Genomic DNA, 24,224 nt, shown 5'->3' with positions numbered 1-24,224 from the left:
TTGCCCCGCGACCGACGGGAGCGGATCCGAAGACGGACCTGGTGGGTAGGATCCGGGAGTGTCATCGGCCGTGAAGTGCGCGGCGAGCGCATGTGCGTGACCGTTCGAGGGGGACCACATGGCGCAGCAGGGAATCATCGCGACAGAGCGCATGGACGGGTCGGCCGCGGTGCGGGCCGCGGACGCGTTCAAACTGGTCTACGCCGAAGCGTTCGCCGAACCTCCTTACAACGAGACCGAGGACGACGTCGCCGCCGCCTTCCGCCGCTTCCCCGTACAGGTTCGCGACCGCACCTTTCACGCGGCCTTGGCCCGTGCTGAGGACGGCGAGCCGATCGGCATGGCGTACGGTCATCGGCTCGGTGCCGACACGGTGTGGTGGGACGAACTGACCGCGCCCGTGCCCGACGACATGCGGCGTGAGGACGGGCACCGCACCTTCGGGCTGCTGGAACTCGCCGTGCGCGCACCATGGCGCGGACGGGGTGTTGCACGCCGTCTGCACGAGACGCTGCTCGACGCCGTCGAAGCCGAGCGGGTGCTGTTGAACGTCCACCCGGCGAGCAGGGCGGCGTCGGCCGCTTACCGAGCGTGGGGATATCGCAAGATCGGTGAGGCGCGGCCACGGGGCGAGGGCGCGGACCTCCATGACGTGATGCTGCTCGATCTGCGCCGAGAGCAGTCCGCGAATGCGCGGCGTGCAGTGGGCCGTTCAGCGGACTGGACCCGCGGCAGTTCGGCGAGCTGATCACCGTTCGTTCGGCGTCGCCCACTTGCGCGTTCCCCCGTTCCGAAGGGGGTTCATGACGTGTCGCCGGGAGGCGGTGCGCGCAGCGCACCACCCTGACGTGTGACCGCACCTGATCGGGGATCAGAGGGCTGTCCTCACGCGTGTCAGGGTGATGCGCTGCCGGCGGTGTGCGCTTTGCTCAGTTCTCCTGGACGAAGTACGGTTCCACGGTCATCCAGCCGTTGCCTCGGGCGCCGTAGCGGGTGCCGTTGTCGGTGCGGGCGAGGGTGTACCAGGAGTCGACGTAGTCGGGGTCGTCCGTCCACCAGTCGTTCGGGATGGCATCCAGGACCGCGTTCACGAGGGGGATGTAGGTCCCCTGGTCGGTGACGGTGAGCAGCACGGTGGCGATGGCCTTGGCGAGGTCGCGGTAGTTGGTGCTGCCGTCCTCCTCCATCATGACGGCGTCGGCCAGGTTGTACTTGTAGTTCGACCAGTTGACCAGAATCTGGCCGGGCCGGTAGACCGTGCCGTCGTTGTCGAGATACGGCATGTCCACGGGGTCGACGCGTACGGTGCCGTCCTGCGCGAAGCCGGTGACCAGCGTGTAGATCTCGGCATCGCCCTTGACCCAGGGTTCCTCGTCGTCCGAGAGTTCCACCGCGGTGATGCGAGTGGTCCAGAAGCCCCCGGCGGCAGCCTGGGTCCGCGCCTTCTCGGCCGCGTCCGACTCGGGTGCCGATGCCGGTGCGCTGGAGGCCAGACCGTAGTGGTGGAGCTGCCGGTTGAGCACACCGAGGCCGGCGGCCAGCGCCTTGGAGCTGTCTATGTCGAGGACATAGACCGGCCGGTCGGGCGCGTGACGGGCATCGAGTGTGTGCGCATGGCCCCGGCTGTCGTAGGCGACGACCGTGGTGGCGTGGTCATCGCTGGCGGCGGGGGCCACCCAGGGCGCTTTGCCGGCTGACAGTGCGCTGCGCATGGTGTGGTTCCCGAGGCGCAGCCGCAGCAGCGAACCGATGCCGGCGTCAAGGCCCTTGGCTGCGGCGATCCGGCGGTCCGTGCGGGCCAGCACGGACTGCAAGTCGGTGTCGCTCCGGCCGGCCAGTGCCGTGATGGGCACCTCGTCGGTGGCGAGGGCGGCGTGCTGGACGCGGGTGCGCCAGGCACTGTCCGAGAGCGAGCGGGCTATGGAACGAGCGGCCTGGTCCTGGGCGGTCGCCACGGTGGTGGCGGAGGCCGGAGCGGAGGGGGCCGATGCTGCGGGTGACGCGCCGACGGTCTGGCCGGCGGACAGGGCGAGCAGGGACGCCACGATGGCGGCGGCGCTGTGGCGCCGCGGCTGACGAGGTCTCACTTGAGGATCCTCCCAAGGAGCGGGTGCTGACGATGACGGAGTCAGACGAGCGAGGGAGCCATGGAATCTATGCGAGTAGATTCTCCGGAGACAGGATGGCGGGTGCATGACACTTCAAGCAAGAGGGCGTGCAGAACGTTCCTACTGAGCGGTCGTCAGGTGCCGGGAGGCGGGTGTGCGGGCGCGGGACGGCCCACGCGCACTTGTCCGAGGGCGGCCTGCCGCGACCGCATCGTTGGTTAGGGTGGCAGGCGGACACTGATTCCGATGCCCATGACCAGGGCGACGGACAGGACGGCGGGTTCGGGGCTGCACAGGCTGGTGACTCCCGGGTCGGCCGAGTCGGATACGACGGGGGGCTCGTTGGTGGGGAGTTGGCGCCGGCAGAAGGCGACGTCGACCGGCGTCGGAGGCGTGGGATCACCTGGCCGGAGCGGGCCTGGGAGTCGGCCCGTCTCGGTTCACGCCTGATGCGTCGGCACATTTGCACGGCTCGGCCGTGTGCAGCCCCTACTTCCGACCATCCGGGCCATGCCGGCGGGCGGCAGCAGGCAGTTCGCGGGGGCGCGGCATCGCGACAGCGGCCGGTGGCACGGCGTCGGCTCCGACGGGCGGGGGAGGGGCCTCGCAGCCGGCGGACGGCCCGCGACGGTGTGCGGGCCCTTCCCCGTCTCGGTCATGAGCGGGATGCGCGGCTCGATCGCCGCCTGGAACAGGGGAAACAGGAGGCCGCTGATTCATGGTTGCCCACCGGTCGGACGAAGGGTCACACCCTCACCTTCCGTCCAGTAGTCAGGATCCGGGAGAAGGCATGCCGATCACGGCAGAGCACCGCCGGCCGGCCGGGCACGGTGGGCGTGTGACCGGCCGGCCGGCGCCCGCGGTGCTGCCCCCACCGCTGCGCGGACGGCTCGGGCTCGTGGCGGTCCTCGCCGCGCTGGTGGTCGTCGTGATCGGGGTTCTGTATGCCGGGCACACCCGGCCCGGCAGGGTGGACAGGTGGGTCGTCCGGCCGACGGCGGACAGTGTGCGGCCGCCGTGGCGGTACGTCGCACTGGCCCTGGACTTCTTGGGGGAGCCCGTGGGCGCGGTCATGCTGGTCGTGGCCGCCGTGACGGGCTGCCTGCTGCTTCGGCGTCCGCGCGCGGCGGTGCTCGTCGTCGCCGGAGCCGGCCTGACCGTGGGGACGGCGACGCTGCTCAAGTCCCTGGTGGGACGCACCATCCACGGCGACGGCAACCTGTCCTACCCGAGCGGCCACACCGCCTTCGCCACCGCGCTCGCCTTCGTGGTGGCGCTGCTCGCGACCGACCGGCTCGGCCTCGGCAGGACGGCCGGCACGTCACTCGTGCTCGCCGCGGCGCTGGTCGCCGGCGCCGCCATGGGCTGGGCGCAGGTCGCGTTGGGCGCGCACTACCCGACCGACGTCCTCGGCGGCTGGTGCACCGCGCTGGCGGTGATGCCGCCGACCGCTTGGCTCGTCGACCGGACGGCCGACCGGCGGGCCGATCGGATGGTCGATCGGACGGCCGACGCCGGTCGGCGGGAGCGTCGCTGACGCCAGGTCACGCCGAGCGGCGGAACACGGGTTTCACCGGTCGTCCTGCCAGCCAGGGGGTGGGGTCGGCGGCGTCCAGTGCCTTCCGGTACACCGCGCACGCCTGGGCCACCACGTCGACGGTGTGGTCGATGTCGGCGTCGTCGAGCGCGCTGCTCACCACGAACGACGGGGCCAGCACCCCGCCCGCGAGGAGGCGGCGAAGGAACAGCGTGCGGTACTCCTGCGACGGCTGCCCGTTCTCGTCGAGAGTGGCGAAGACCAGGTTGCTGGCCCGGCCCCGGACGACGACGTGTTCGCCGACACCCATGGTGGCCGCCGCTTCACGGACACCGGCGGCGAGCCGCTCGCCGAGGGCGTGCAGCCGTGCGGTGACGCCCTCTTCGACGTAGGTGGTGAGCACGGCCATCGCGGCCGCCAGGGAGTGCGTCTCCGCACCGTGCGTGGTGGACAGCAGGAAGACCCGGTCGCCGGAGTGACGCAGCCCGCCCCGCTCCATCAGCTCACGGCGCCCGGCCAGCGCGGAGACGGCGAAACCGTTGCCCAGTGCCTTGCCGAACGTGGACAGGTCGGGCACCACGCCGTACAGGCCCTGGGCTCCCGCCTCGGACCAGCGGAAACCAGTGATCATCTCGTCGAAGATCAGGACGCAGCCGTGCCGGTCGGCCAGTTCGCGCAGACCGGCGAGGTACCCGGGCGGCGGCTCGGTGTGGGTGGCGGGTTCGAGGATCAGACAGGCGACCTCGTCCTGGTACCGGGTGAGCAGCTCCTCCGTGGCGGCCAGGTCCCCGTACGGGAACGTCACGGTGAGGTCGTTGGTCTCCGCCGGAATGCCGGCGGACATCGGCGTCGTGCCGATGAACCAGTCGTCGACGGAGAAGAACGGATGGTCGGCGCAGAGGGCCACCCGCGGGCGTCCGGTGGCGGCGCGGGCCAGGCGCACCGCGGCGGTGGTGGCGTCGGAGCCGTTCTTCGCGAACTTCACCATCTCGGCGGTCGGCACCGTGGCCAGGAAGCGCTCCGCAGCTTCGACCTCCACGATGGACGGCCGGACGAAGTTGCTGCCGCGGTCGAGTTCGCGCCGCACCGCCTCGATCACACGAGGGTGCGCGTGGCCGAGGCTGACGGACCGCAGCCCGGAGCCGTACTCGATGTACCGGTTGCCGTCGACGTCCCACACGTGGGCACCGCTGCCGTGGCTGATGACCGGGGCCAGGTTGTCGGGATACTGGTCGTCGCCCTTGGCGTAGGTGTGCGCGCCCCCGGGGATCATGGCATGCAGCCGCTCGTTGGCTGTCCGCGACAGGGGCAGGTGAAGCTCTTCGGTGTCCACGGGGACCTCAACTTTCTCTGTGCTTCAGGACCTCGGCGAGGCTTTGTGCCCCCCGGTCCCGTGGGGACATCGATGTGGCCGGCAGCGGCCAGGCGATGGCGAGCTCCGGGTCGTCGAACGCGATCGTCACGTCCTCGGCCGGATCGTGCGGGCGGTCGATCCGGTACGAGGTGTCGGCGGTTTCGGTCAACGCCTGGAAGCCGTGCGCGCATCCCGCCGGGATGTACAGGGACACCTGGGTCTCGCCGGACAGTTCGAAGGAGGCCACGTTGCGGTACGTCGGCGAGTCCGCCCGCAGGTCGACGACGACGTCGAAGATCCTCCCGTACGAGCACCGGACCAGCTTGGCCTCGCCGGCACCGGAGCGCAGGTGCAGGCCGCGGAGCACGCCCCGGACCGAGCGGGACACGCTGTCCTGGACGAAGGCGTCCGGGTCGAGGCCCACCGAGCGGACCACGTCGGCGTCGAAGGTGCGGCAGAAGAAGCCGCGTTCGTCGGCGTACGGCGTCGGCTCGAACAAGTACGCGCCGGCGATCGCCGGGACTTCGGTCGCCTTCACAGGGCCTCCTGCAGGGCGTGGTCGTTCGCCGGGAACAGCGCCGCGCTCAGGGCGGTGAACTGGCGCTCGAGTTGCCGGGCGGCGGTCAGGTTCTTCTCGGCGAGGGTCTGCCGCAGCTCCGCCGATCGCCGCTCCAGCGCCCGGAACTGTGCGAGCAGCCGATCGGCGTCGACCTCGCGAGCCGGGTGGCAGTATGCGGCCAGCCCCATCTGAGCCATGAGCGCGTCGCTCTTCGCCGCATAGCTGAGTGCGAGCGTCGGTGTGCCGGCCTTCAGCGCGCAGATCAGGTTGTGGTACCGGGTCGCCACCACGCTGTCGGCAGCCGCCGTCTCCTTCATCAGGTCGGCCAGCGAGGTCGCGTCGGCCGCGGTGACCAGCGGCGAGTCCACCGCGTCGAGGATCGCTGCGACCACGGGCGCGTCGCACTCGTCGCCGGTGAGCAGCCGGACCGGCCTGCCGTCCTCGACCAGCGTGCGGACGAAACGAGTTGTCCCGTCCAGGTAGCGCCGGTGGATCTCCTCGGCCCGGGCGCGGTCGTCGTCGCCGCCGTGGAAGGCCATGACACCGACGCAGACCGGGCCCGGCGCGCCCGAGGGCGGGACGGGGGTACCTCCCTGCTCCGGCGGCCCCTCCCCGCCGAAGGCCGGGGGAGAAGCCGAGAGCCCGGGGGACGGCGGCGTCGACAGGGCGAACGCGAGGTCCGGGTGGACCTCGTCGCGCGTGGTGTCCACGCCCATCGCCCGCATCGCGTCGCGGGAGGGGGAGTCCCGGTACGACCGGTAGGCGGCCAGCCGTGCCGACCAGCGCACCAGGGTCCGGGTCGCCCGGTTGCCGATCGGGGCGGCGCCGACGCCGACCAGCGCGACCCGGGTGCCGGACAGCCGGCCGGTCGCGCAGAGCAGGAACAGCGCGTAGGGGAAGCCCCACGGCCGCAGCGGCAGAGTGGCCTCCAGGACGCCCATGCCGGGCACGATCACCACGTCGTGCTTGCGCACCCAGGCGGCGGTGCGGAAGACGTCGACGAGCTTGCCCAGACCCTTCCCGGCGATCGCTCCCGCACGCGACGCGGTCCGGTACTCCCCGCGGTACCAGTGCAGCCGTGTCGCGGGGATCCCGTACCGGGCCGCGACGACGTCGGGCCCGCCGCACAGCGCGTCCACGACCGCCCCCGGGTGCGCGGCGCGGAGGTACCCGAGCACGGCCTCGAGGGACCCGTCGTTGCCGAGGTTGCCGGAGCCGAGCAGGCCGAACACCCCGACGCGCACCGGGGCTTTGCCCGCGGACGTCATGCCTGCCTCCCCTCGCGGCCGGCGACCAGGTCGTCGACGGAGACGGTGAGCAGGCCCGGGTCGACCGGGGCGCGGTCCTCGACCCGCTCGCCGGCGCCCGGCCGGACCCGGCTGGTCATCCACGCGGCCAGGTGCTTGCGACAGGCGCGCCGGTCGGCAGGGGACAGCGGCGCCCGTCGGATCGCCGAGGCGAAGCCCCACACGTACTCGGCGAGCAGTCTGGGCGTCGGGTGCAGCAGGCCGGCCCGGCGCGGGTCCAGGTTGACGCACCGGGAGCGCTTGGACGGGTTCGCCCGCTCGGCGCGGGTGGGGTGGTCGCGGCGGAAGTACAGCAGTTCGGGCACCTGGTGGAAGGGCCCGTGCAGGGTGATCTCGGCGACGTACGTGCGGTCCGCGTGGTGGTAGCTGTCCATCGGTTTGACCCGGCGCAGCATGTCGGTCCGCATGACCCCGTAGAAGTCGTCGCCGCCGGGCTCGAACAGCAGACTGCGGAAGCGATCCGGCGCGTTCGGCGAGTCGGTGGCGAGTGTGTACTCGTAGGGCACCTTCACCTTGCCGTCGCCGTCGATGACCGCCTGGCCGGTGTGCGCGAGGATCATCTCCGGGCGCTCGTCCAGTGCCTCCACGCACAGCCGCAGCAGATCCCGGCCGTACAGGTCGTCGTGCGAGGCCCACTTGAACAGCTCGCCGCGTGACTCGGCGAGCACGTGGTTGTGGTTCGGCGTGGCGCCGATGTTGCGGGGCAGCCGGATGTACCGGATGCGCGAGTCCTTCGCGGCGTACCGCCGGCAGATGTCCTCGGTCCCGTCGGCCGAGGCGTTGTCGGAGATGACCAGTTCGAAGTCCTCGTAGGTCTGGCCGAGCAGGGCGTCGAGCGACTCGGCCAGGTACTCCTCGCCGTTGTAGACGGGCAGGCCGATGCTCAGCCTGGGGTGCGCGGTCATGACGTCCTCACTTCGGGGATCGGTTCCTGAGCGTGCTCGCGCAGGGCGGACCGCAGTTGCAGCCACCACACGGCCGAGCCGGTGACGGTTGCGGCGGCGACGCCCCAGGCCGAGCCGACCGTTCCGGCGGCGGCCGCACCGCCGAGCCCTCCGCCGACGTAACCGGCGGAGGCGAACAACTGGCAGCGCAGGCTGCGCCTTGCCGCGCCGAGCGCGCGCAGCCCGGCCGCCGCGCCGGTGCCGAGGCCCGCGCCGGCGACGCCGAGGCTGATCGGCACGATGAGCTGAGAGGCGGAGTGCCAGACGTCGCCGAGCACCATCTCGCCGAGCCGGCCGGGCATCAGCAGCAAAGCCGAGCCCCAGAGCAGCGCGCCGACGGCCTGCCCTCCGCCGAGGAGCAGGCAGAACCTGCCCAGTTGATGCGGCGCCTGCCGCAGTACGCGTGCCGCCTCCGGGACGGTGACCAGCGAAAGCCCCATGAGCACGGCCAGGAACGGGCCGAGCAGCAGCTCGGCGCCCCGCACCGCGCCCACCGCGCCGACCCCGACGATCGCGCCGAGACCGTACGCACGCAACTGGCTGGCGCCACTGAGGCTGACGTTCTCGACCAGATACCGGTAGCCGAGATCGCGCTGCTCGCGCAGCCACCCGCGCGCCTCCGCCATCCGGGGCCGGATGCCGGACTGGACGTAGCCGTACCCCGCGGCCACCGTCGCGGACGCGCCCCAGGCGAGCACGAAGGCGGCCACGCTGCCCACACGGGCGGCCACCACCATGGCCGGGACGAGCGCGACACCCCACACGACATCGTTGAAGAACGCCTTCCGCCCGGAGCCCGCGGCGAAGAACGAGTACCGCCAGGCGTCCTGGAGCAGCAGCCCCGGCAACATGACACCAAGGGCGGCGAACGCGGGCCCCACACGGCCGCCGAGACCGAGCCCGGCCGCCAGGGACACCGCGCCGAGGGCGGCGCCGACGCCGAGCGCGGTGCCCGTCGACCGGGCCACCGCCCCGCGCCAGGCCGCGCCCGGCGGGCCGCTGAAGCGCACCGTGAGCGGATCGGTGGCCAGCCCGCGGGAGACGTTGAGCACCACGCCGTACGTCACCCACGCCAGGCTGAACACACCGAACGCGGTCACCCCCAGCGAGCGGGCCACATAGATGCCCACCGCGAAGTTGCTCACGCTGGAGGCCGCCTGGTCGGCCAGCCCCCAGGACAGCCGGCCGACGAGGGCCCGTTTGGCGGACCCGGCCGGTGGCGCCGTCGTCCGCGGATTCTCCCCCTCGGTGGTCATCGGCGTCACGCCTTGATCAGGTCGGCGTCGCGCAGAGCACCGGCCGCGGCGGCGACGGTGTCGAACGGCAGCCCGGACCGCTCGGCGACATCCAGCAGACTGTGCCGACCGTCGGAGAGGTTGAGCACCCAGAGCATGGCCATCTCGGTCTGCTTCGCGTCGCTCCGGCCGCCGAGCGAGTCGTACAACCCGCGCCGGCCCAGCTGCGGTTCGCCGTAGGGGCTGAGGTTGACGTACTGCCGGTTGCGGTCCAGGACGGCGAACGCCTCGCGGCAGACGGCGAGCGTGTCCGCCATCGCCTGCGGAGCGACGAAGTCCAGGTTGTCCGCCGAGGTGTGGTACTCGGGGTACCCGGCGTACGGCGTCCGGCTGAGCGAGCCCACGCCGAGATCGAACCCGGGCGAGCAGTACTGCCGCTCGTCGTAGCCGTACGGAGTGAACTCCCTCACCCCGTGGGGGCGTTCGGAGGCGGTCAGTACGTGCCGCATCACCCGGTCGATCTCCGCGTCGCCACGCCTGCTCCGCTTGTACGTCAACCGGCCCCGGTCGCCGGCACAGGCCAGTACGAGGCCGTGCTTGACCCGGTCGATCCGCTCGGCGTTGCGGGCCAGCCAGGTGATCGCCCCGATGGTGCCGGGCGCGAAGACGAACCGGTAGGTGTAGTACGGGGTGTGCTCCGCCAGCGCGCGCGCCAGGTACGTCGCCACGGCGATGCCGGCCAGATTGTCGTTGGCCAGCGAAGGGTGGCAGACGTGGCTGGAGACGATCACCTCGTCGGCGACCTGCCCGGGGACCACGTGCTCGGCGTAGGTGAGATGGCCGTCCGCGAGTGTGGAGTCGATGCGCACCTCGTACTCGCCGTCCGGCAGCGCGTCCAGGGTCTCCTGGGCCAGGCAGAACCCCCATTGCGGCTTGTAGTAGCTGGTCCGGTACGGCACCCAGCTCGGGTGGTCCGGCAGGGTGTACAGGTGTCCGCGCAGCTCGTCCAGCGGCATGGTCGCCGACACGGGCACGCTGTAACCGAGCACGTGCAGGCTGGACGCGGCGAAGTCGACGACCCGGTGGCCGGACGGGTCGGCGATGTACGCGTCCCGGATGTTCCACTCCTGCGGAACCGTCCAGTCGAGCACCTGGGTCCCGGTCGGCACCTCGTGCACCGTGAGCGGGAGGTACTCGCCGACGATGTCCAGGGTGGCGCGCACACCGTCGCCGGTGATGCTCCGGCACAGCGGGTACATCCGCTCCACCAGGGCGTACATCTCCTCGCCGGGCGTGGTCACGGGCGCCACCGCAGGGTGTCGTCGACGGTGCCGGCGTCGGACGCCGCGCGCAGCACGGCCAGCCGGGTGAAGCGTCGCTCGAAGTCCTCCCGGGTCAGGCCGTGATTCCGGTAGGCGTCGGCGAGTTCGAGCGCGCCCTGCTTCACCGTCCACTCGCAGTCGAAGCCGGGAATGGCTGTGCGGAACCGGGAGAAGTCCACCCGGTACGACCGCGGATCGGCGCCGTTCTCCCCGGTGATCACCACCTTCGCGCCGGACACCGCCTCGGCGACCTGCTCGGCGATCTCGGCGACCGTGACGTTGTTGATCTCGCTGCCGATGTTGAACGCCCGGTCGTGCACCGCTTCCCGCGGCGCGGTCAGCGCGGCCGCGAAGGCCCGTGCGATGTCGGCGGCGTGCACCAGCGGGCGCCAGGGGGTGCCGTCGGAGAGCACCAACACCTCGCCGGACAGGAGCGCGTGGCCCACCAGGTTGTTCAGCACGATGTCGGCGCGCAGCCGGGGCGAGTAGCCGAAGGCGGTGGCGTTGCGCATGTACACCGGGCTGAAGTCGCCGTCGGCCAGCGCGTGCAGATCGTCCTCCACCCGCACCTTGGACTCCGCGTACGGTGTCACCGGGCGCAGCGGCGCGTCCTCGGCCACCAAGTTCGACAAGTCGGGGTCGCCGGCGGCCCCGTAGACCGAGCACGTCGACGCGTACAGGAAGCGCCGCACTCCGGCGTCACGGGCCAGTTGGGCAAGGCGTACGGACGCGTGGTGGTTGATGTCGTAGGTGAGCTCGGGCGCCAGCGATCCGAGCGGGTCGTTGGACAGCGCGGCCAGGTGGATCACGGCGTCCACCCCGGCCACGTGCTCGGCCGTGACGTCGCGCAGGTCCACCCGGTGCCCCGGCGGGTCCGCGGGCGTCGGGCCGAGCACGCAGTCGGCGAACAGTCCGGCGTCCAGGCCGACGACCTCGTGCCCGGCGGCCGCGAGGACGGGGGCCATCACGGTGCCCAGGTAGCCCTGGTGTCCGGTGAGCAGTACGCGCAAGGTTCATTCCCCCAGGTTGAGAGTGAGTTTGGTGACGGCGAACGCCTCGGCGTAGCGCGCGTTGCTTTCGATGCCGCGGATCCGGGCCAGCCCGAGGAAGGCCTCGCGGTCGTACCAGGGCCGGTGTTGCTGTGAGGGGTAGTGCTCCTGGAGCAGCCGCACCTTCTGTTCGGCGATCTCCGGCGACAGTTGCTGGTACACCGTCGGACGGCCGAGATCGCCGTCCCACTTGACGATCTCGTAGCCGAGCACCAGGTGGTCGCGGAACGCGGTGGTCATGAGCTTCGCCAGGCCGCGGTGGTCCTGGTGCGCGTCGTCGGTGCGCGGAGCCAGCACGAGATCCGGTTCCGTCCCCGCGCGCAGCTCCTCGACCGCGGCCTTGGCCTCGTCCCAGTGGGCGGGCAGCCGACCGTCGGGAAGCTTGTGCACGGTCAGCCGCAGGTCGGCGCCGGGGCAGAAGGCGGCGAGCGCGGCCTGCTCCTCCTGCTCCCGCTCGCTGCCACCGCCGGAGAGCACCAGCACGTCGACGCGGATGCCCGGCCGCGCGAGGCACAGCGTCAGGAGCGTGCCGCCGGCGCCGATGGCGATGTCGTCGCAGTGCGCGCCCACCGCGACGATCCGGTCCAGGCGCTCGGCCCCGAGCCGGATCACGCGGTCCCCACCGCGGCGCCGTCCCGCTCCCACACGGCCCATGGGCGCTCGCCCCGGGTGTAGGCGTCGTCGAGCGCGGCCCGCTCCTTCACGGTGTCGGTCGGCTTCCAGAAGCCGCGGTGCTGGTGCGCCACCAGCCTTCCGCGCTTGGCCAGTTGGGCGCAGCCGTCGGCGACCAGGTCCCCGTCCTCCGGGATGTGGTCGAAGACCTCCTGGCGGAGCACGAAGTAGCCGCCGTTCTCCCACAGCGGCATGTCGCTCACCGCGGTGATGCCCCCCACCAGGCCGTCCTCACCCAGGTCCACGCAGTGGAACGAGGATTGCGGCGGCACCACCATCATCGACGCACCGGCGTCGCGCCGGGCGAAGTTGTCGATCATCTCCGGCAGTGGGGCGTCGGTGAGCACGTCGGCGTAGTTGGCGAGGAACATCTCGTCGCCGTCCAGGTGGTGCCGCACCCGGCGCAGCCGCTCCCCGATCGGCGACTCGATGCCGGTCTGCGCGAACGTGATCGTCCAGTCGGCGATGTCCGTGGACAGCAGCTCCGTCCGCCCGCCGCGCAGCACGAAGTCGTTGGACGTGGTCTCCTCGTAGTTGAGGAAGAAGTCCTTGATGTGGTGGGCCCCGTACCCGAGGCACAGGATGAACTCCGTGTGCCCGAAATGCGCGTAGTAGCGCATGACGTGCCAGATCAGCGGCCTCGGGCCGACCATCGCCATCGGCTTGGGCACGTCGTCGGAGGCTCCGTTGCGCATGCGCATGCCGTAGCCGCCGCAGAACAGTACGACCTTCATGCCTTGACCTCGACAATGCTCAGTTCCGGAACGGGGAAGACGAGCCGGCCGCCCCAGTCGTGCACGAAGGACAGCTGCTCGACCAGCTCGGCCCGCAGGTTCCAGGGCAGGACGAGGACGTAGTCCGGCTTGTCGGCGGCTATCCGCTCGGGCGACAGGATCGGGATGCGGGTGCCCGGGGTGAACCTGCCGTGCTTGTAGGGGTTGCGGTCGACCGTGTAGGCGAGCAGGTCGGGCCGGATGCCGCAGTGGTTGAGCAGGGTGTTCCCCTTGCCCGGGGCGCCGTAGCCGACGACCGTCTCGCCGCGCTCGGCCGCGTCGATGAGGAACCGCAGCAGGTCCCGGCGCACCTTCGCCACGCGGGCGGAGAACTCGGTGTACCCGGACAGCTCCTGCAGCCCGGCCGCCTTCTCCCGGTCGAGCACCTCGGCCACCCGGCCGCTCGGCTCGCCGGCCACCTCGGCCGGCCGGGCCCACAGCCGGATGGAGCCGCCGTGTGTGGGCAGCAACTCGACGTCCACGAGGGAGAGTCCGCCGCTCGCCAGCGCCCGGATCGCGGACGCAACCGTGTAGTACTGGAAGTGCTCGTGGTAGATCGTGTCGTACTGGTTCTCCTCGATCAGGGTCAGCAGGTGCTGCACCTCGATGGAGACCCAGCCGTCGTCGGCGACCAGGGCGCGCAGCCCCTGGGTGAACCCGACCACGTCGGGGATGTGCGCGTACACGTTGTTGGCCACGACCAGGTCCGCCGGGCCGTGTTCGGCGCGGACGGCCGAACCGGTGTCGGGGGAGAGGAACTCCGTGAGCGTGGGCACACCGGCCTCCCGCGCCGTGGCGCCGACGTTCACCGACGGCTCGATGCCCAGGCAGCGGATCCCGCGGTCCACCACGTGCTTCAGCAGGTACCCGTCGTTGCTCGCGACCTCGACCACGAAGGCGTCGGTGCCGAGGCCCAACCGCTGTACGGCGTCCGTGACGAACGTGCGCGCGTGCTCCACCCAGGAGGTCGAGTAGGAGGAGAAGTACGCGTACTCGCTGAAGGTCTCCTCCGGCGTGATCAGCGGAGGGATCTGCGCCAGCCAGCAGTCGGTGCAGACCCGCAGGTGCAGCGGGTACGCCGGTTCCGGCTTGTCCAGTTGGTCCGCGGCGAGAAAGCTCTCACACGGCGGCGTCGCCCCGAGGTCGACGACGCTCGCCATCGCTTCCGAACCGCAGAGTCGGCATCGTGTCATCTACTGTCCCCATCCCCCCTGCTCGCGCGGGTGTCCCCGCCGCGAGCCAGTGCTGACCGCCCCGCGATCGCGGTGCGGTACTCATCCACCAGGCGATCGAGGCCGACGGCCGGGCTGAAACCCTGCTCGTAACGGCGCCGGGCCGCCTGGCCCATCTCCCGGTTGCGGGCCGGCTCGCCCGCGATCCGGCGTATGCAGGACACCAGCGCGTCGGACTCGCCCGGCCGGTGCAGCAGCCCGGTCACCCCGTCCTCGACGAGTTCGACGAAGGCACCGTGACCGGCGGCGACGACCGGCACCCCCGCCGCCATCGCCTCCACGACCACCAGACCGAACGCCTCCAGCCACGTCGAGGGAGCCACCACGGCGACCGACCGCGCGATGGCCTTCCGGCACTCCGCCGTGTCGTACAGGCCGACGTAGCGCACGTCGTCCCGATCCGCCGCCCAGCCGGCCACCTCACCCTCCAGTGGCCCCGTGCCGGCGATCACGAGCGGCACGCCCACACCGCCGTCGGCGGCGATCTCGTCCCACGCGGCCATGAGCAGCCGCACGCCCTTGGCCTCCGCGAGCCGACCGAGATAGAGCAGATGCTCGCCATCGCCCTCTCGAAGGGCGCCCGGTTCGGGCACGAAGTTGTGCTTCACCGCCAGCCGTTCGGCCGGCATGCCGGCCCGTACCAGGACGTCGCGCTGCGCCGCGGAGATGCACAAGAACCGTTCGACGCCGGACCACCAGCGCCGCCGGTTGACCGACATGCTGACCGCGAGCGGCACCGTCGCGAGGCGGGAGCCCCGGTAGCAGCCGTGCCGGACAGCGGGCAGCGGCGTGGACCCGACGCACTCGGTGCAGGGCCGGCCGTCCCGCTGCAGCGTGCCGGGCGGGCAGATCTGCGTGTAGTTGTGCAGCGTGGCGACGGCGGGCACGTCGGCGTCGGCGCAGGCGGCCAGTACCGCGGGTGACAGGAGCGGGAAGACGTTGTGGATGTGCACCACGTCGGGCCGCTCGGTGCGAAGCCGGTCGGCGAGCTCCGTGCGGACCGCCGGGTTCCACGGCACCAGCAGCGGTAACGCCGCTTTGCCCAGCAGGGACCGGGCAGCGATGTCGTCACTGCGCCGCTCGAACACGTCGACCCGGTGGCCGGCCGCGCGCAGCAGCGCCACTTCCTGGTCGACGACCTTGTTCTCCCCGCTCGGCTGCGCCGAGGCGTAGCGGTTGTGCACCACGAGGACGTGCATGCTCAGGTCACCTCCGATCGTCGGGTCCGTCGCGGGCTGCGTCGGCGAGGTGCTTCGGGCGGCGACAGGGGAGTGGCCGCGGCAGGTGCCGCCAACAGCGAGGCGGCAACGGCCAGATGCAGCAGATACGGAGAGGCGTCGCCGAGTCCGGCCTCGGTGTACGACGCGATCGCGCAGTAGCTGATCAGGAAGATCGCGCAGGCCCTCGACAGCGACGGCGGCCGCAGCAACGCGACGCCGCCCAGCACGACGACGATCGCCGCCACCAGAGCGACTCCGGTCATTCCCTGCTCGTTGTAGACGGCCAGCCAGCTGTTGTCGATCGGCAGCCCGCCGAACGACTTGTCGCCCAGGCCGGCGCCGAACAGGTACTCCGTGGTCGTCCGGGGTGCTGCCAGCAGGGCGTGCCAGACCTTGGCCCGGCCGGTGAGGCTGGAGAAGTTCTCCTGGCTCTGCCCGCGCAGGAACCACGTCTGCAGCGCGGAGGCGAATCCCACCGCGGCCACCGTGACGCACACCACCGCCCAGGCGAAGAACCGGCGTGCGGCGGCGCTGGTCAGGACGAGCGAGCCGATCGCCAACGCCAGCCCTATGAGCAGGCCGAGCGTGGCCGTCCGGGTATGGGTCAGCGCGAGCAGGACGAGTGACGGCACGATGACCACCGCCGCGCTGGCCCTGTCGGTCCGGCGGCCCAGCAGGAGCAGCACCGTCAGCCCGGTGATCACCGCTGCGTACTGTCCGATCTGCGGCGGGGTGAGCGGCCACAACGCGCCGACCAGCCGCCCGCCGTAGAGGTCGGGCAGGGCCGCGCCCGGTGAGGCGACCAGGCCGGCCGCAACCGACGCGAGGACTGCCAAGTACATCCGGATGTGGTGCCGGACCAACGTCAGGCCGCCGTCCCACCAGCGGCTGAGCAGCCACAGCGTGCCGACGAAGAGAGCCAGCCGGGCGCAGCGGAACAGCGCGCCGAACCCGGACTCCAGGTTCGCGCTGGAGATCACGCTCGGTACCAGGAGCAGGGTGAGCAGGAACACGAAGGCGCTGGGCCGGATGCTCAGCCGCAGATTGACTGCGAGCGCCAGCGCGAACGCGGCGACCAGCGCACCCATGGTGACCATCTGGATGAGGGAGCGGGGGAGCGGGACGATGGTCTTCGCCCCGGCGGAGCCGAGCGTGTTGAGGATCAGCAGCCCCCAGACGATTCCGACGATCCTCGGCGTGCCGGCAGGGCGCGGTTCGGCGCCGGGGCGCGTGCCCGCCGCGCCCGCTCCGTCCGGCAGCGCCTCGCGCCGCAGACTTCCGGTCATCTCAACCACCGGCCTGTGGGTCGAGGGTGCTGCCCGCATCCTGCCGGTAGGGCGTGCCTTGCCACTGCCCGAAGTCGAGCACCCGGCTCGGGTCGTGGGCGACGAATTTCCAGGGGCCGACGTAGACGTTGTCGTGCCAGCGGTTGTGCTGATGGGTGGTGATCGCGTCGGCCACCCGCTTGCCCTGGTACGGCGACCAGTCCGGATAGGTGCCGTAGTTGGCCAGCACCGCCATTCGGTCGCATTTCACCGTGCACTGCAGGACGGACTTGTCCAGCACGAAGCGGTTGTCGTGGATGTCCACCCGCTGGGTCTTCCAGCGGCAGTCGGCGTAGAGCGGTGCGGTGGCGATGGCCGGCTTCGCGCAGCGGTCGGTGTCCCGTACCAGCAAGGTGCAGTCACCGGACGAGGTGTTGGCCGGGCTGTTGCAGAACCGGTCGGCGTTCTCCCACAGGGTGATCCCGGACCAGTTGTTCTCCAGCATGTTCCGGTAGATCTCGATCTTGCCGGTGCGGGCTCGGACCCGTGGTTCGCCGCCTGACTCGGACAGGTAGACGGTCGCGTACGGGAAGGTGTCGCCGCGGTCGGCCTCCCTGCGGCCCTCGACCCAGTTGTTCCGCCGGATCGTGTTGTTCCGGATGACCGCGTTGTAGCTGGTCTCGTAGATCAGCGCGGCACCGTCGTTGGCTTCGAGCACGTTCTTCTCGATGCGGAAGTCGTTGTTGTTGGTGTCCGCCCACAACCCGGGTCCGCGGTTGTCGTGCACCCAGTTGCCGCGTACGTCGGCGCCGTTGACGGCCCAGAACTTGATGCCTCCGGTGCAGCCGCAACCCTTCCGCCGCCGCTCCCAGTCGTCGGCGTTGTTGCCCACGATCTCGTTGTTCTCGACCACCAGGCCGCTGATACGGCCGTTGGCCTTGTACGCGTTCATGCCGTACTGGCCGTTGTCGCGCAGGCAGCTGGCCCGGACCTGCTGGTGGTCACCGGCCATCAGCCCGGCGCCGGAGTTGCGCTGGATCGTCGCGTGCTCGATCACCCACCCGTCGGCCGAGTCGTGGTTCACCACGCCCTCGTCGGGCGGTGCCACGAAACGCTGCACGGTCAGGTAGCCGATGGTGACGTCGTGGGCGGTACCGCCGAACGCGTACTGGTTCTTCTTGCGGCCGTCGAGCACCGCGCCCGGCGCACCGAGGTAGCGGTTCCCCTTTTTGGGGATGACCTGGGCGTAGCGGTCCGGGTCGAGCCTGTGCTTGCCCGGGCGGAGCCAGAACGTGGTGTTCGGGGGATTGCTCTTGGTCTTCGCCGCCAGGTCACCGACCACCTTGGGGTCGACGGTCACCGCGCCCGCCGGTGCCTTCGTCGGGCCGGCCGCGGGCTTGGCGCACGCCCGGGCCACGGACGTGGGTGGCGCAGCGGCCGGCTTCGAGCGGGCGCTCGAGGTGCTCTCACAGCCGGTCGCCGCCAGCAGGGCCAGCGCCAGCGGTGCCGCCGCCAACGCCCAGTGCCGCCTCTTGATCCCCACACGCCCCCCTAGCCGTGGAACCCGAGCACGGTGGTGAAGCCCTCCGTGCCGTCGGCGGAGCCGGTGCCGACCAGGGTCGTGGTGGGTTCCTTGCGCCCGAAACCGGCGGAGTACCAGCCCAGCGGAGGGTCGGTCTCGCCGTGGTGCGCCCGCCAGCTCAACCGCTCGGGCAGGTCGAGCACCGCGGAGCGGTCCTCGCCGTCCCGATTCCAGGTGAGCACCGCCCGGCTTCCCGTCAGCTCCGCGGAGATCGCCGGGCCGAGGTGGAACGCCAGCCGCACGGCCCGGCGCGGACCGCGCACCTCGTCGACCACCCTCAGTTCCCGGGTCTCGGCCGTCAGCTCCACGCGGCGGCGGTGCACGGAAGGCTGGTAGCCGTCGTGCTCGGCGCACCAGCGGGCCACGCCTTCGCCGGACGTCTCCGAGACCAGAACGCGACTGCGGGCATGCCGGGTCCACAGGAACGGGCCGCCGGAGACGGACTGGTCGGTGCCGTCCAGCTCCAGGGTGTTGTGGCCGAGCGTGGAGCGGAAGTACTGCCGCCACTCGGGCTGCCCGTGGTAGCAGAACGTCCCCGGGTCGGCGAGCACGTCGACCCCGTCGTGCCGCACCTCCACGGACAGCGCGTCCGCGTGGGCGTGCGCGGCGATGGACAGGAACCCGTGCGGTCCACCGTCGCAGCGGACCCAGATCTCCTCCGGACCACGCAGGACGGTCATGCCGGCGTCGGCGAAACGAGCGGGTCGGCTTTCCGGGCGCGACACGGCTCGTGCGGTTCCGTTTCCCGGGTACGGTCGGACGAGCGCGGCCAGCAGCGGGGTGCGCACATCGGTGCCGGTCACCGTCGGCCACCAGCCGAGCCGGCCGAACACGGCGTCTCCCGTGGCCAGCAGTGAGGCCCAGCGATCGGTGCCCGCGCCGTCCACGATCAGACCGTGCCCGTCGTCCGCGTCGCCCTGACGCGGCGGCCGCAGCCGGTTGTCCACGACGGCCGCGAGCGCGTCCGTCATCCGCAACAGCACCAGCCGGACCGTCGCGGGGACCTGCACACTCGAGGCGTCCGCCTCGGCCAGCGCGGCCAGGCCCAGCTCCAGCACCAGTCCGTGGTACTCGGTGGCCAGCTCACGGTTGAGGCCGGAACCGAAGGTGTTGCCGCGCAGATGCCGGTCCAGCGACCGCAGCGCGTCGGCCCGCCAGCGCGCCGAGGAGGGGAACCATCCGAACGCGCAGGCCGCGGCGAACTGCCCGGCGGCTTCGGCGATGACGTGGTTGTTCGCCGAGGACCCCCGGCTGGGGAAGCCGGCCAGCCAGCGCTGGTGGTGCCAGATCTGGTCCAATGCCACCGGGTTGTCCTCGAACAGGTCGGACGCGCCCGGCCAGCCGTCCAGCAGCCGGCGGATCCACACCCAGGACAGCAGCCGGATGCCCAGCTCGATGCCGCTGACCCAGTGCACGCCGCGCAGCGGTGGGTTGGCCGCCCACCACGACCGCAGGTGCTCGGCCACCCGCTCGGCGTACCGCTCGTCCCCGGTGACCGCGTAGGCGGCGGCGAGCACGGTGAGGTACTGGTGCCGGGACGGCTCCCAGATCTGCTTGATGTCGCCGACCGTGTTCTCGTCGCGGTACGGCACGTCGAAGGCGTAGACCTGCGGAGCCCGCCGCCCGGTCTTCGGGTCGTACGACCAGTCCGGGTCGGCCAGGTCCTCGCGGTCCACCCCGAAGAACTCGCCGTGCCCGTCCATCAGCCGGTCCGCTTCGGCGACGAGGCGTTTCGCGGCGTCCGGCGGCACCGCGGCGACCGCCCCCGCGGGCAGGACCGCGGTGAAGCGGGCGCCGGTCACGCTCGGGCGGCCCGGCAGCGCCGACCGCCACCGGCGCCTGCGCACCGCGTCGCCCACCCGGCCGCCGACCTCCCGCGGTCCCATCCGGGAGAGCCGCCGCAGGTACCAGCCCGCGCTCATGGTCATCGGGCACTCGCCAGCGTCACGGGCGCGCCGCCGGCCAGGCCGGCCTGTACGGCGAGGGTGGCCGACGTGGTGGCGACCAGCGACTCCAGCGGCACCGGCATCGGACCGCCGGTCCGCACGGCCTTGACGAAGGCGGCCAGTTCGGCGGACTGGCCCTTGTCCCGGGCCTTGGGCAGCCGCGAACTGACCCACCGCTTACGGGCGTACACCGAGGCACGGACGAAGTCGTCGAGCCGCAGCACCTTGCCGTCCGCGACCAGGTCCAGCGTCTCCTTGGGGAAGCCGGGCGCGCCCGTGGTGACGTAGCTGATGGTGGCGGTGGACCCGTCCGGGTAGCGCAGGACGACCTGGAGGTCCTCGTTGCCGGACGGGGCGACCGCGTACACCGAGACCGGATCGGCGTCGAGCAGCCAGCTCGCCGTGTCGATGAAGTGTCCGCCCTCGCCGGCGAACCGCGAGCCCTCGGTGCCCTGTTGGAGGTACCAGCTGCCGTGGGTCAGCTGCCCCGCGTTGACGAGGTAGCGCAGGCTCGCCGGACCGGTCCGGGCGCCGAAGCGGTTCCTTGCCTCCTGAAGCAGCGGCGCGAACCGGCGGTTGAAGCCCACCTGCAGCCGGTCGTTGCCGGACTCCTCCACCGCGGCGAGCACGCCGGCCAGTTCGTCCTCGGTGAGCGCCAACGGTTTCTCCACGAACACCGTCTTGCCGGCCAGCAGCGCCTTCCGGGTCAGTTCGGCGTGCGAGCTGTGGCGGGTGACCACGAACACCGCGTCGATGGACTTGTCGCCGAGCACGGCGTCGAGATCGGTGGTCGCCTCGGTGAAGCCGAACTTGCGCTGCGCGTTGGCCGCGGACAGCGCCGTCGTGGTGACGACGGTCGACAGCTCGACGCCGTCGCGCTGTGCCAGGTGCGGCAGCAGCATCGACGTCGCGTAGTTGCCCGCGCCGACGAACGCGAGCCGCACCGGTGTCCTGGCGGCCCGTGTCTCGGAGGACACTGCGGTGCTGCCGCGCTTCACAGCGGGCACGGCCACCGCCGGGGCCTCCGCCTCGGCAGCCTGTTCCGGGTAGCGGAACAGCACGGCCACGGCCTTCAGGTCGCCGTCCTTCAGGCGCTGGTACGTCTCGACCGCGTCGTCGAAGTCGGCGATGTGGGAGACCAGAGGATCCACGTCGACGCGGCCGCGGGCGACGAGGTCGAGGAAGCACGCCAGGTTGCGGCGCTCGGTCCAGCGCACGTAGCCGATCGGGTAGTCCCGTCCCTCCAGCTCGTACTCCGGGTCGTACCGCCCGGGGCCGTAACTGCGGGAGAAGCGGACGTCGAGCTCTTTCTCGTAGTACGCGTTCCACGGCAGGTCCAGGCGGCACTTGCCGATGTCGACGACCCGGCCGCGGTCCCGGCAGAGCCGGGCGGCGAGCTCGACGGGCTGGTTGCTGCCGCCGCCGGCGGCCAGGTACACCTGGTCCACGCCGTGACCGTCGGTGAGTTCGGCGACGGCGGCTTCGACGGCCGCGGACGCGGGATCGCCGCAGGCCGCCGCACCGAGGCTTTCGGCGAGCTCGCAGCGCGCCGGGTCGGGGTCGACCCCGACGACGCGGACTCCCGAGGCGGCAAGGAGCTGCACGACGAGCTGCCCGATCAGCCCGAGGCCGATGACCAGCGCCACTTCGCCGAGCCGTGACTCGCCCTGACGGACGCCCTGCAACGCGATCGACCCGACGGTGCCGAAGGCGGCGTGCCGCGGCGCGAGGCCGTCCGGCACGGGGGCGTAGAGGTTCTTCGGCACCCAGTTCAGCTCGGCGTGCAAGGCGTGCTCGTTGCCGGCGCAGGCCACGAGGTCGCCGACCTTCACGTCGTCGATCCCGGTGCCGACCTGCTCGACCACCCCGCACAGCGAATAGCCCAACGGTGTGTACGAGTCCAGCTTGCCCATCACCTTGCGGTACGTGGCGGGCACCCCGTTGGTGGCCACGCTCTGCATGACCTTGGCCACCTGGTCCGGCCGGGAGCGGGCCTTGCCCAGCATCGACATCCCGGCCTCGGACACCTTCATGAGCTCGGTACCGGTGGAGATCAGCGAGAAGGCGGTACGGACCAGCACGCCGCCCGGCTTGCATCCCGGCACCGGTACGTCGAGCACCGCCAGCTCGCCGCTCTTGTAGTTCTGAACAACCTGTTTCACCCGAGCTCCTCTTGTTTCCACGCTGTCAAGCCGCTTGGCTCTGGCCGGAGCCAGAGGTCGCGTCGCGATACCAGTACTCGAGCGTCAGCACATGCCACAGATGCTTGGAGAAGTCCCGCTGCCCGGCTGCGTCCTCGGCCACCATGCGGGCCAGCGCGTCGCGGCGCAGGAGCCCGGAGTTGACGAGCACACCGTCGTTGACCACCTCGCGCACCAGCGGTGCCAGGTCGCGGCTCATCCAGGCGCGCAGAGGGGCGCTGAACAGACCCTTGGGCCGGTACACGATCTCCCGGGGCAGGATCGAGGTGGCCGCCTTCTTCAGGACGGCCTTGCCCTGTCGTCCGACGATCTTGCGATCACCGGGCACGGCGAACGCCGCCCTGACCACCTCGACGTCCACGTACGGCACCCGCACCTCGGTCGACGCGGCCATGCTGGAGCGGTCCGTGTACGTGAGGTTGAGGCCCGGCAGGAACATCCGGGCGTCGCCCAGGCACATGCGGTTGACGAAGTCGTCGAGGTTGTTGTCCTGGTAGACGTCCGCGTGCTCGGTGAGCACGTCGTCCACCGTCCCGGCCAGGTCCGGGTCGACGAGGGCGAGCAGTTCGTCCTGGTCGTACATGGTGTAGCTGCGCCGAAACGCGGTCTCCTCCGGCAGATCGGCGAAGGACAGGAACCGCTTCGCGAAGCGCACCGACCGGTATCCCCGGCGGGCCGAGGCCACCGGCAACCGGTCCACCGTCGCGGACAGGCCGCGCCGCAGGGGCCGCGGGATGCGCTGGTAGCGCAGCGCGATCAGATTGGCCAGGTGCTTGCGGTAACCCGCGAACAGCTCGTCGGCCCCCATCCCCGAGAGCATCACCTTGACCCCGGCCTCCCGGGCGGCCGAGCAGATCAGGAACGTGTTGATCGCTGCGGGATCGCCGATCGGCTCGTCCAGGTGGTACGTCATCTGCGGCAGCAGGTCGAGCACGTTCGGAGCGATCTCGATCTCGTGCAGGTCGACGCCGAACCGCTCGGCCACCTGCCGGGCATAGCGCAGGTCGTCCGGCATGGCCTCGAACCTGGCGTCCTCGGCGCGGAATCCGATCGTGTAGGCGGAGATCCCTGGTCGGTGGCGGGCCGCAAGGGCGGTCAGCCAGCTGGAGTCGAGGCCGCCGGAGAGGAAGGTCGCCACGGGTACGTCGGAGAGCAGGTGTCGCCGGGTCGACTCCTCGACGATCGCGGCCAGGTCCGGCACGTCACCGGCCCGAGCCCGGTCCCGGCCCTCGGCGGCGACGTCCTTCAGGTTCCAGTACCGGCCGCGCTCCACCCGGCCGTCGGGCCGGAACCGGATCCAGCTTCCCGGCGGCAGCTTCTCCGCCTCGCGGTACGCGCAGCGGGAGTCCGGCACCCAGTAGTAGAGCAGCGAGGCGACCAGCGCAGCGGGGTCCACCTCCAGCGCTCCGCCGGTCGCCACGGCGAGCGCCTTGAGTTCGGAGGCGAACACCAGGCCCGCGCCACGCCGGAGCAGGAACAGCGGCTTGATGCCGAGCTGGTCGCGGGCGAGCACCAGTTCACCGGTTCGCTCGTCGAAGATCCCGAACGCGAACATGCCGCGCAGCCGGGGCAGGCAGTCCGTGCCCCAGCGCCGCCAGGCCTCGAGCAGCACCTCGGTGTCGGAGGTACCGCGGAAGCGCACCCCGGAGGCCGACAACTCGGCACGCAGCTCCGGCGCGTTGTACAGCTCGCCGTTGTACGTCAGGACGAGGCCGTCCGAGACCATCGGCTGGGCGCCGGTCTCGGACAGGTCGATGATGGCCAGCCGGCGGTGCCCGAGGTGCACTTCGCCGTCACCGGCGGCATGGCTGTAGCGGCCCGCTCCGTCCGGACCGCGGTGGGCGAGGGTGTCGGTGAGCCGGTCGGCCACGACCTTCCCGTCCGGCCATCGGTATGTGCCTGCGATGCCACACATGTG

General features: G+C 71.5%; 19 protein-coding genes. 2 read left to right on the top strand and 17 right to left on the bottom strand.

Annotated elements, in window-relative coordinates; genetic code table 11:
* Positions 1 to 118 precede the first annotated feature (118 nt).
* Positions 119 to 748, top strand: a complete 630-nt coding sequence (locus ACZ4IF_RS15045) for a GNAT family N-acetyltransferase (protein WP_467562908.1) — start codon at positions 119 to 121, stop codon at positions 746 to 748.
* Positions 749 to 929: 181 nt separating this feature from the next.
* Here ACZ4IF_RS15045 and ACZ4IF_RS15040 read toward each other — a convergent pair whose 3' ends face one another.
* Complete coding sequence (locus ACZ4IF_RS15040; RefSeq protein ID WP_467562906.1) at positions 930 to 2,087, bottom strand: DUF3103 family protein; 1,158 nt, start codon at positions 2,085 to 2,087, stop codon at positions 930 to 932.
* 859 nt (positions 2,088 to 2,946) lie between these two features.
* On the opposite strand from ACZ4IF_RS15040, the gene ACZ4IF_RS15035 reads away from it, so the two are divergent.
* On the top strand, positions 2,947 to 3,645 hold the full coding sequence (locus ACZ4IF_RS15035; protein WP_467562904.1) for a phosphatase PAP2 family protein: 699 nt from the start codon (positions 2,947 to 2,949) through the stop codon (positions 3,643 to 3,645).
* A 7-nt stretch (positions 3,646 to 3,652) separates the two neighbouring features.
* On the opposite strand, the gene ACZ4IF_RS15030 is transcribed toward ACZ4IF_RS15035, so the two are convergent.
* From ACZ4IF_RS15030 to asnB, 16 genes are read right to left on the bottom strand one after another with little or no spacing between them, the layout of a single operon-like run.
* Complete coding sequence (locus ACZ4IF_RS15030; RefSeq protein WP_467562902.1) at positions 3,653 to 4,978, bottom strand: glutamate-1-semialdehyde 2,1-aminomutase; 1,326 nt, start codon at positions 4,976 to 4,978, stop codon at positions 3,653 to 3,655.
* Between the two features lie 7 nt (positions 4,979 to 4,985).
* The gene (rfbC, locus tag ACZ4IF_RS15025) at positions 4,986 to 5,537 is read right to left on the bottom strand and encodes a dTDP-4-dehydrorhamnose 3,5-epimerase (protein WP_467562900.1); all 552 of its coding nucleotides are present in this window, start codon (positions 5,535 to 5,537) and stop codon (positions 4,986 to 4,988) included.
* Positions 5,534 to 6,826 carry a polysaccharide pyruvyl transferase family protein gene (locus ACZ4IF_RS15020; protein WP_467562898.1) on the bottom strand — a complete coding sequence of 431 codons (1,293 nt, stop codon included), beginning with the start codon at positions 6,824 to 6,826 and terminating at the stop codon, positions 5,534 to 5,536. Before ACZ4IF_RS15020 ends, rfbC begins: the two co-directional genes overlap by 4 nt.
* Positions 6,823 to 7,770 (bottom strand): glycosyltransferase family 2 protein, encoded by a 948-nt coding sequence (locus ACZ4IF_RS15015; RefSeq protein WP_467562896.1) that lies wholly within the window; start codon positions 7,768 to 7,770, stop codon positions 6,823 to 6,825. The genes ACZ4IF_RS15020 and ACZ4IF_RS15015 overlap by 4 nt, the downstream gene beginning before the upstream one ends.
* A complete protein-coding gene (locus ACZ4IF_RS15010) occupies positions 7,767 to 9,065 on the bottom strand; it encodes a hypothetical protein (protein ID WP_467562894.1) in 1,299 nt (432 codons plus the stop codon). Before ACZ4IF_RS15010 ends, ACZ4IF_RS15015 begins: the two co-directional genes overlap by 4 nt.
* Before the next feature lie 5 nt (positions 9,066 to 9,070).
* Positions 9,071 to 10,354 carry a DUF4910 domain-containing protein gene (locus ACZ4IF_RS15005; protein WP_467562892.1) on the bottom strand — a complete coding sequence of 428 codons (1,284 nt, stop codon included), beginning with the start codon at positions 10,352 to 10,354 and terminating at the stop codon, positions 9,071 to 9,073.
* Positions 10,342 to 11,376 carry an NAD-dependent epimerase/dehydratase family protein gene (locus ACZ4IF_RS15000; RefSeq protein ID WP_467562890.1) on the bottom strand — a complete coding sequence of 345 codons (1,035 nt, stop codon included), beginning with the start codon at positions 11,374 to 11,376 and terminating at the stop codon, positions 10,342 to 10,344. The genes ACZ4IF_RS15005 and ACZ4IF_RS15000 overlap by 13 nt, the downstream gene beginning before the upstream one ends.
* A gap of 3 nt (positions 11,377 to 11,379) precedes the next feature.
* Positions 11,380 to 12,027, bottom strand: a complete 648-nt coding sequence (locus ACZ4IF_RS14995) for a PIG-L deacetylase family protein (RefSeq protein WP_359497449.1) — start codon at positions 12,025 to 12,027, stop codon at positions 11,380 to 11,382.
* Positions 12,024 to 12,821 carry a glycosyltransferase family protein gene (locus ACZ4IF_RS14990; RefSeq protein ID WP_467562887.1) on the bottom strand — a complete coding sequence of 266 codons (798 nt, stop codon included), beginning with the start codon at positions 12,819 to 12,821 and terminating at the stop codon, positions 12,024 to 12,026. The genes ACZ4IF_RS14995 and ACZ4IF_RS14990 overlap by 4 nt, the downstream gene beginning before the upstream one ends.
* Complete coding sequence (locus ACZ4IF_RS14985; RefSeq protein ID WP_467562885.1) at positions 12,818 to 14,053, bottom strand: class I SAM-dependent methyltransferase; 1,236 nt, start codon at positions 14,051 to 14,053, stop codon at positions 12,818 to 12,820. Before ACZ4IF_RS14985 ends, ACZ4IF_RS14990 begins: the two co-directional genes overlap by 4 nt.
* Positions 14,050 to 15,291 carry a glycosyltransferase gene (locus ACZ4IF_RS14980; protein WP_467562883.1) on the bottom strand — a complete coding sequence of 414 codons (1,242 nt, stop codon included), beginning with the start codon at positions 15,289 to 15,291 and terminating at the stop codon, positions 14,050 to 14,052. Before ACZ4IF_RS14980 ends, ACZ4IF_RS14985 begins: the two co-directional genes overlap by 4 nt.
* Positions 15,292 to 15,293: 2 nt before the next feature.
* Positions 15,294 to 16,598, bottom strand: a complete 1,305-nt coding sequence (locus ACZ4IF_RS14975; RefSeq protein ID WP_467562881.1) for an O-antigen ligase domain-containing protein — start codon at positions 16,596 to 16,598, stop codon at positions 15,294 to 15,296.
* Position 16,599: 1 nt separating this feature from the next.
* Positions 16,600 to 18,120: a right-handed parallel beta-helix repeat-containing protein gene (locus tag ACZ4IF_RS14970; protein ID WP_467562879.1), complete on the bottom strand. Its 1,521-nt coding sequence runs from the start codon at positions 18,118 to 18,120 to the stop codon at positions 16,600 to 16,602.
* 8 nt (positions 18,121 to 18,128) lie between these two features.
* Positions 18,129 to 20,087 carry a heparinase II/III family protein gene (locus ACZ4IF_RS14965; RefSeq protein WP_467562877.1) on the bottom strand — a complete coding sequence of 653 codons (1,959 nt, stop codon included), beginning with the start codon at positions 20,085 to 20,087 and terminating at the stop codon, positions 18,129 to 18,131.
* Complete coding sequence (locus ACZ4IF_RS14960) at positions 20,084 to 22,267, bottom strand: bi-domain-containing oxidoreductase (RefSeq protein ID WP_467562875.1); 2,184 nt, start codon at positions 22,265 to 22,267, stop codon at positions 20,084 to 20,086. The genes ACZ4IF_RS14965 and ACZ4IF_RS14960 overlap by 4 nt, the downstream gene beginning before the upstream one ends.
* 25 nt (positions 22,268 to 22,292) lie before the next feature.
* Positions 22,293 to 24,221 (bottom strand): asparagine synthase (glutamine-hydrolyzing), encoded by a 1,929-nt coding sequence (gene asnB, locus ACZ4IF_RS14955; RefSeq protein ID WP_467562873.1) that lies wholly within the window; start codon positions 24,219 to 24,221, stop codon positions 22,293 to 22,295.
* Between the last annotated feature and the right edge of the window lie 3 nt (positions 24,222 to 24,224).

The sequence above is a fragment of the Streptomyces sp. NPDC025784 genome, from assembly GCF_055558435.1.
The sequence above is the reverse complement of the archived record's forward strand: the minus strand, read 5'-3'. Positions and strand labels throughout refer to the sequence as shown.

Bases quoted from the DNA above. Each gene is read 5' to 3' on its own strand.
- ACZ4IF_RS14975 (WP_467562881.1), bottom strand. From the start codon at position 16,598: ATGACCGGAAGTCTGCGGCGCGAGGCGCTGCCGGACGGAGCGGGCGCG.
- asnB (WP_467562873.1), bottom strand. From the start codon at position 24,221: ATGTGTGGCATCGCAGGCACATACCGATGGCCGGACGGGAAGGTCGTG.
- ACZ4IF_RS14965 (WP_467562877.1), bottom strand. From the start codon at position 20,087: ATGACCATGAGCGCGGGCTGGTACCTGCGGCGGCTCTCCCGGATGGGA.
- ACZ4IF_RS15015 (WP_467562896.1), bottom strand. From the start codon at position 7,770: ATGACCGCGCACCCCAGGCTGAGCATCGGCCTGCCCGTCTACAACGGC.
- ACZ4IF_RS15045 (WP_467562908.1), top strand. From the start codon at position 119: ATGGCGCAGCAGGGAATCATCGCGACAGAGCGCATGGACGGGTCGGCC.
- ACZ4IF_RS14990 (WP_467562887.1), bottom strand. From the start codon at position 12,821: ATGAAGGTCGTACTGTTCTGCGGCGGCTACGGCATGCGCATGCGCAAC.
- ACZ4IF_RS15020 (WP_467562898.1), bottom strand. From the start codon at position 6,826: ATGACGTCCGCGGGCAAAGCCCCGGTGCGCGTCGGGGTGTTCGGCCTG.
- ACZ4IF_RS15010 (WP_467562894.1), bottom strand. From the start codon at position 9,065: ATGACCACCGAGGGGGAGAATCCGCGGACGACGGCGCCACCGGCCGGG.
- ACZ4IF_RS14985 (WP_467562885.1), bottom strand. From the start codon at position 14,053: ATGACACGATGCCGACTCTGCGGTTCGGAAGCGATGGCGAGCGTCGTC.
- ACZ4IF_RS14980 (WP_467562883.1), bottom strand. From the start codon at position 15,291: ATGCACGTCCTCGTGGTGCACAACCGCTACGCCTCGGCGCAGCCGAGC.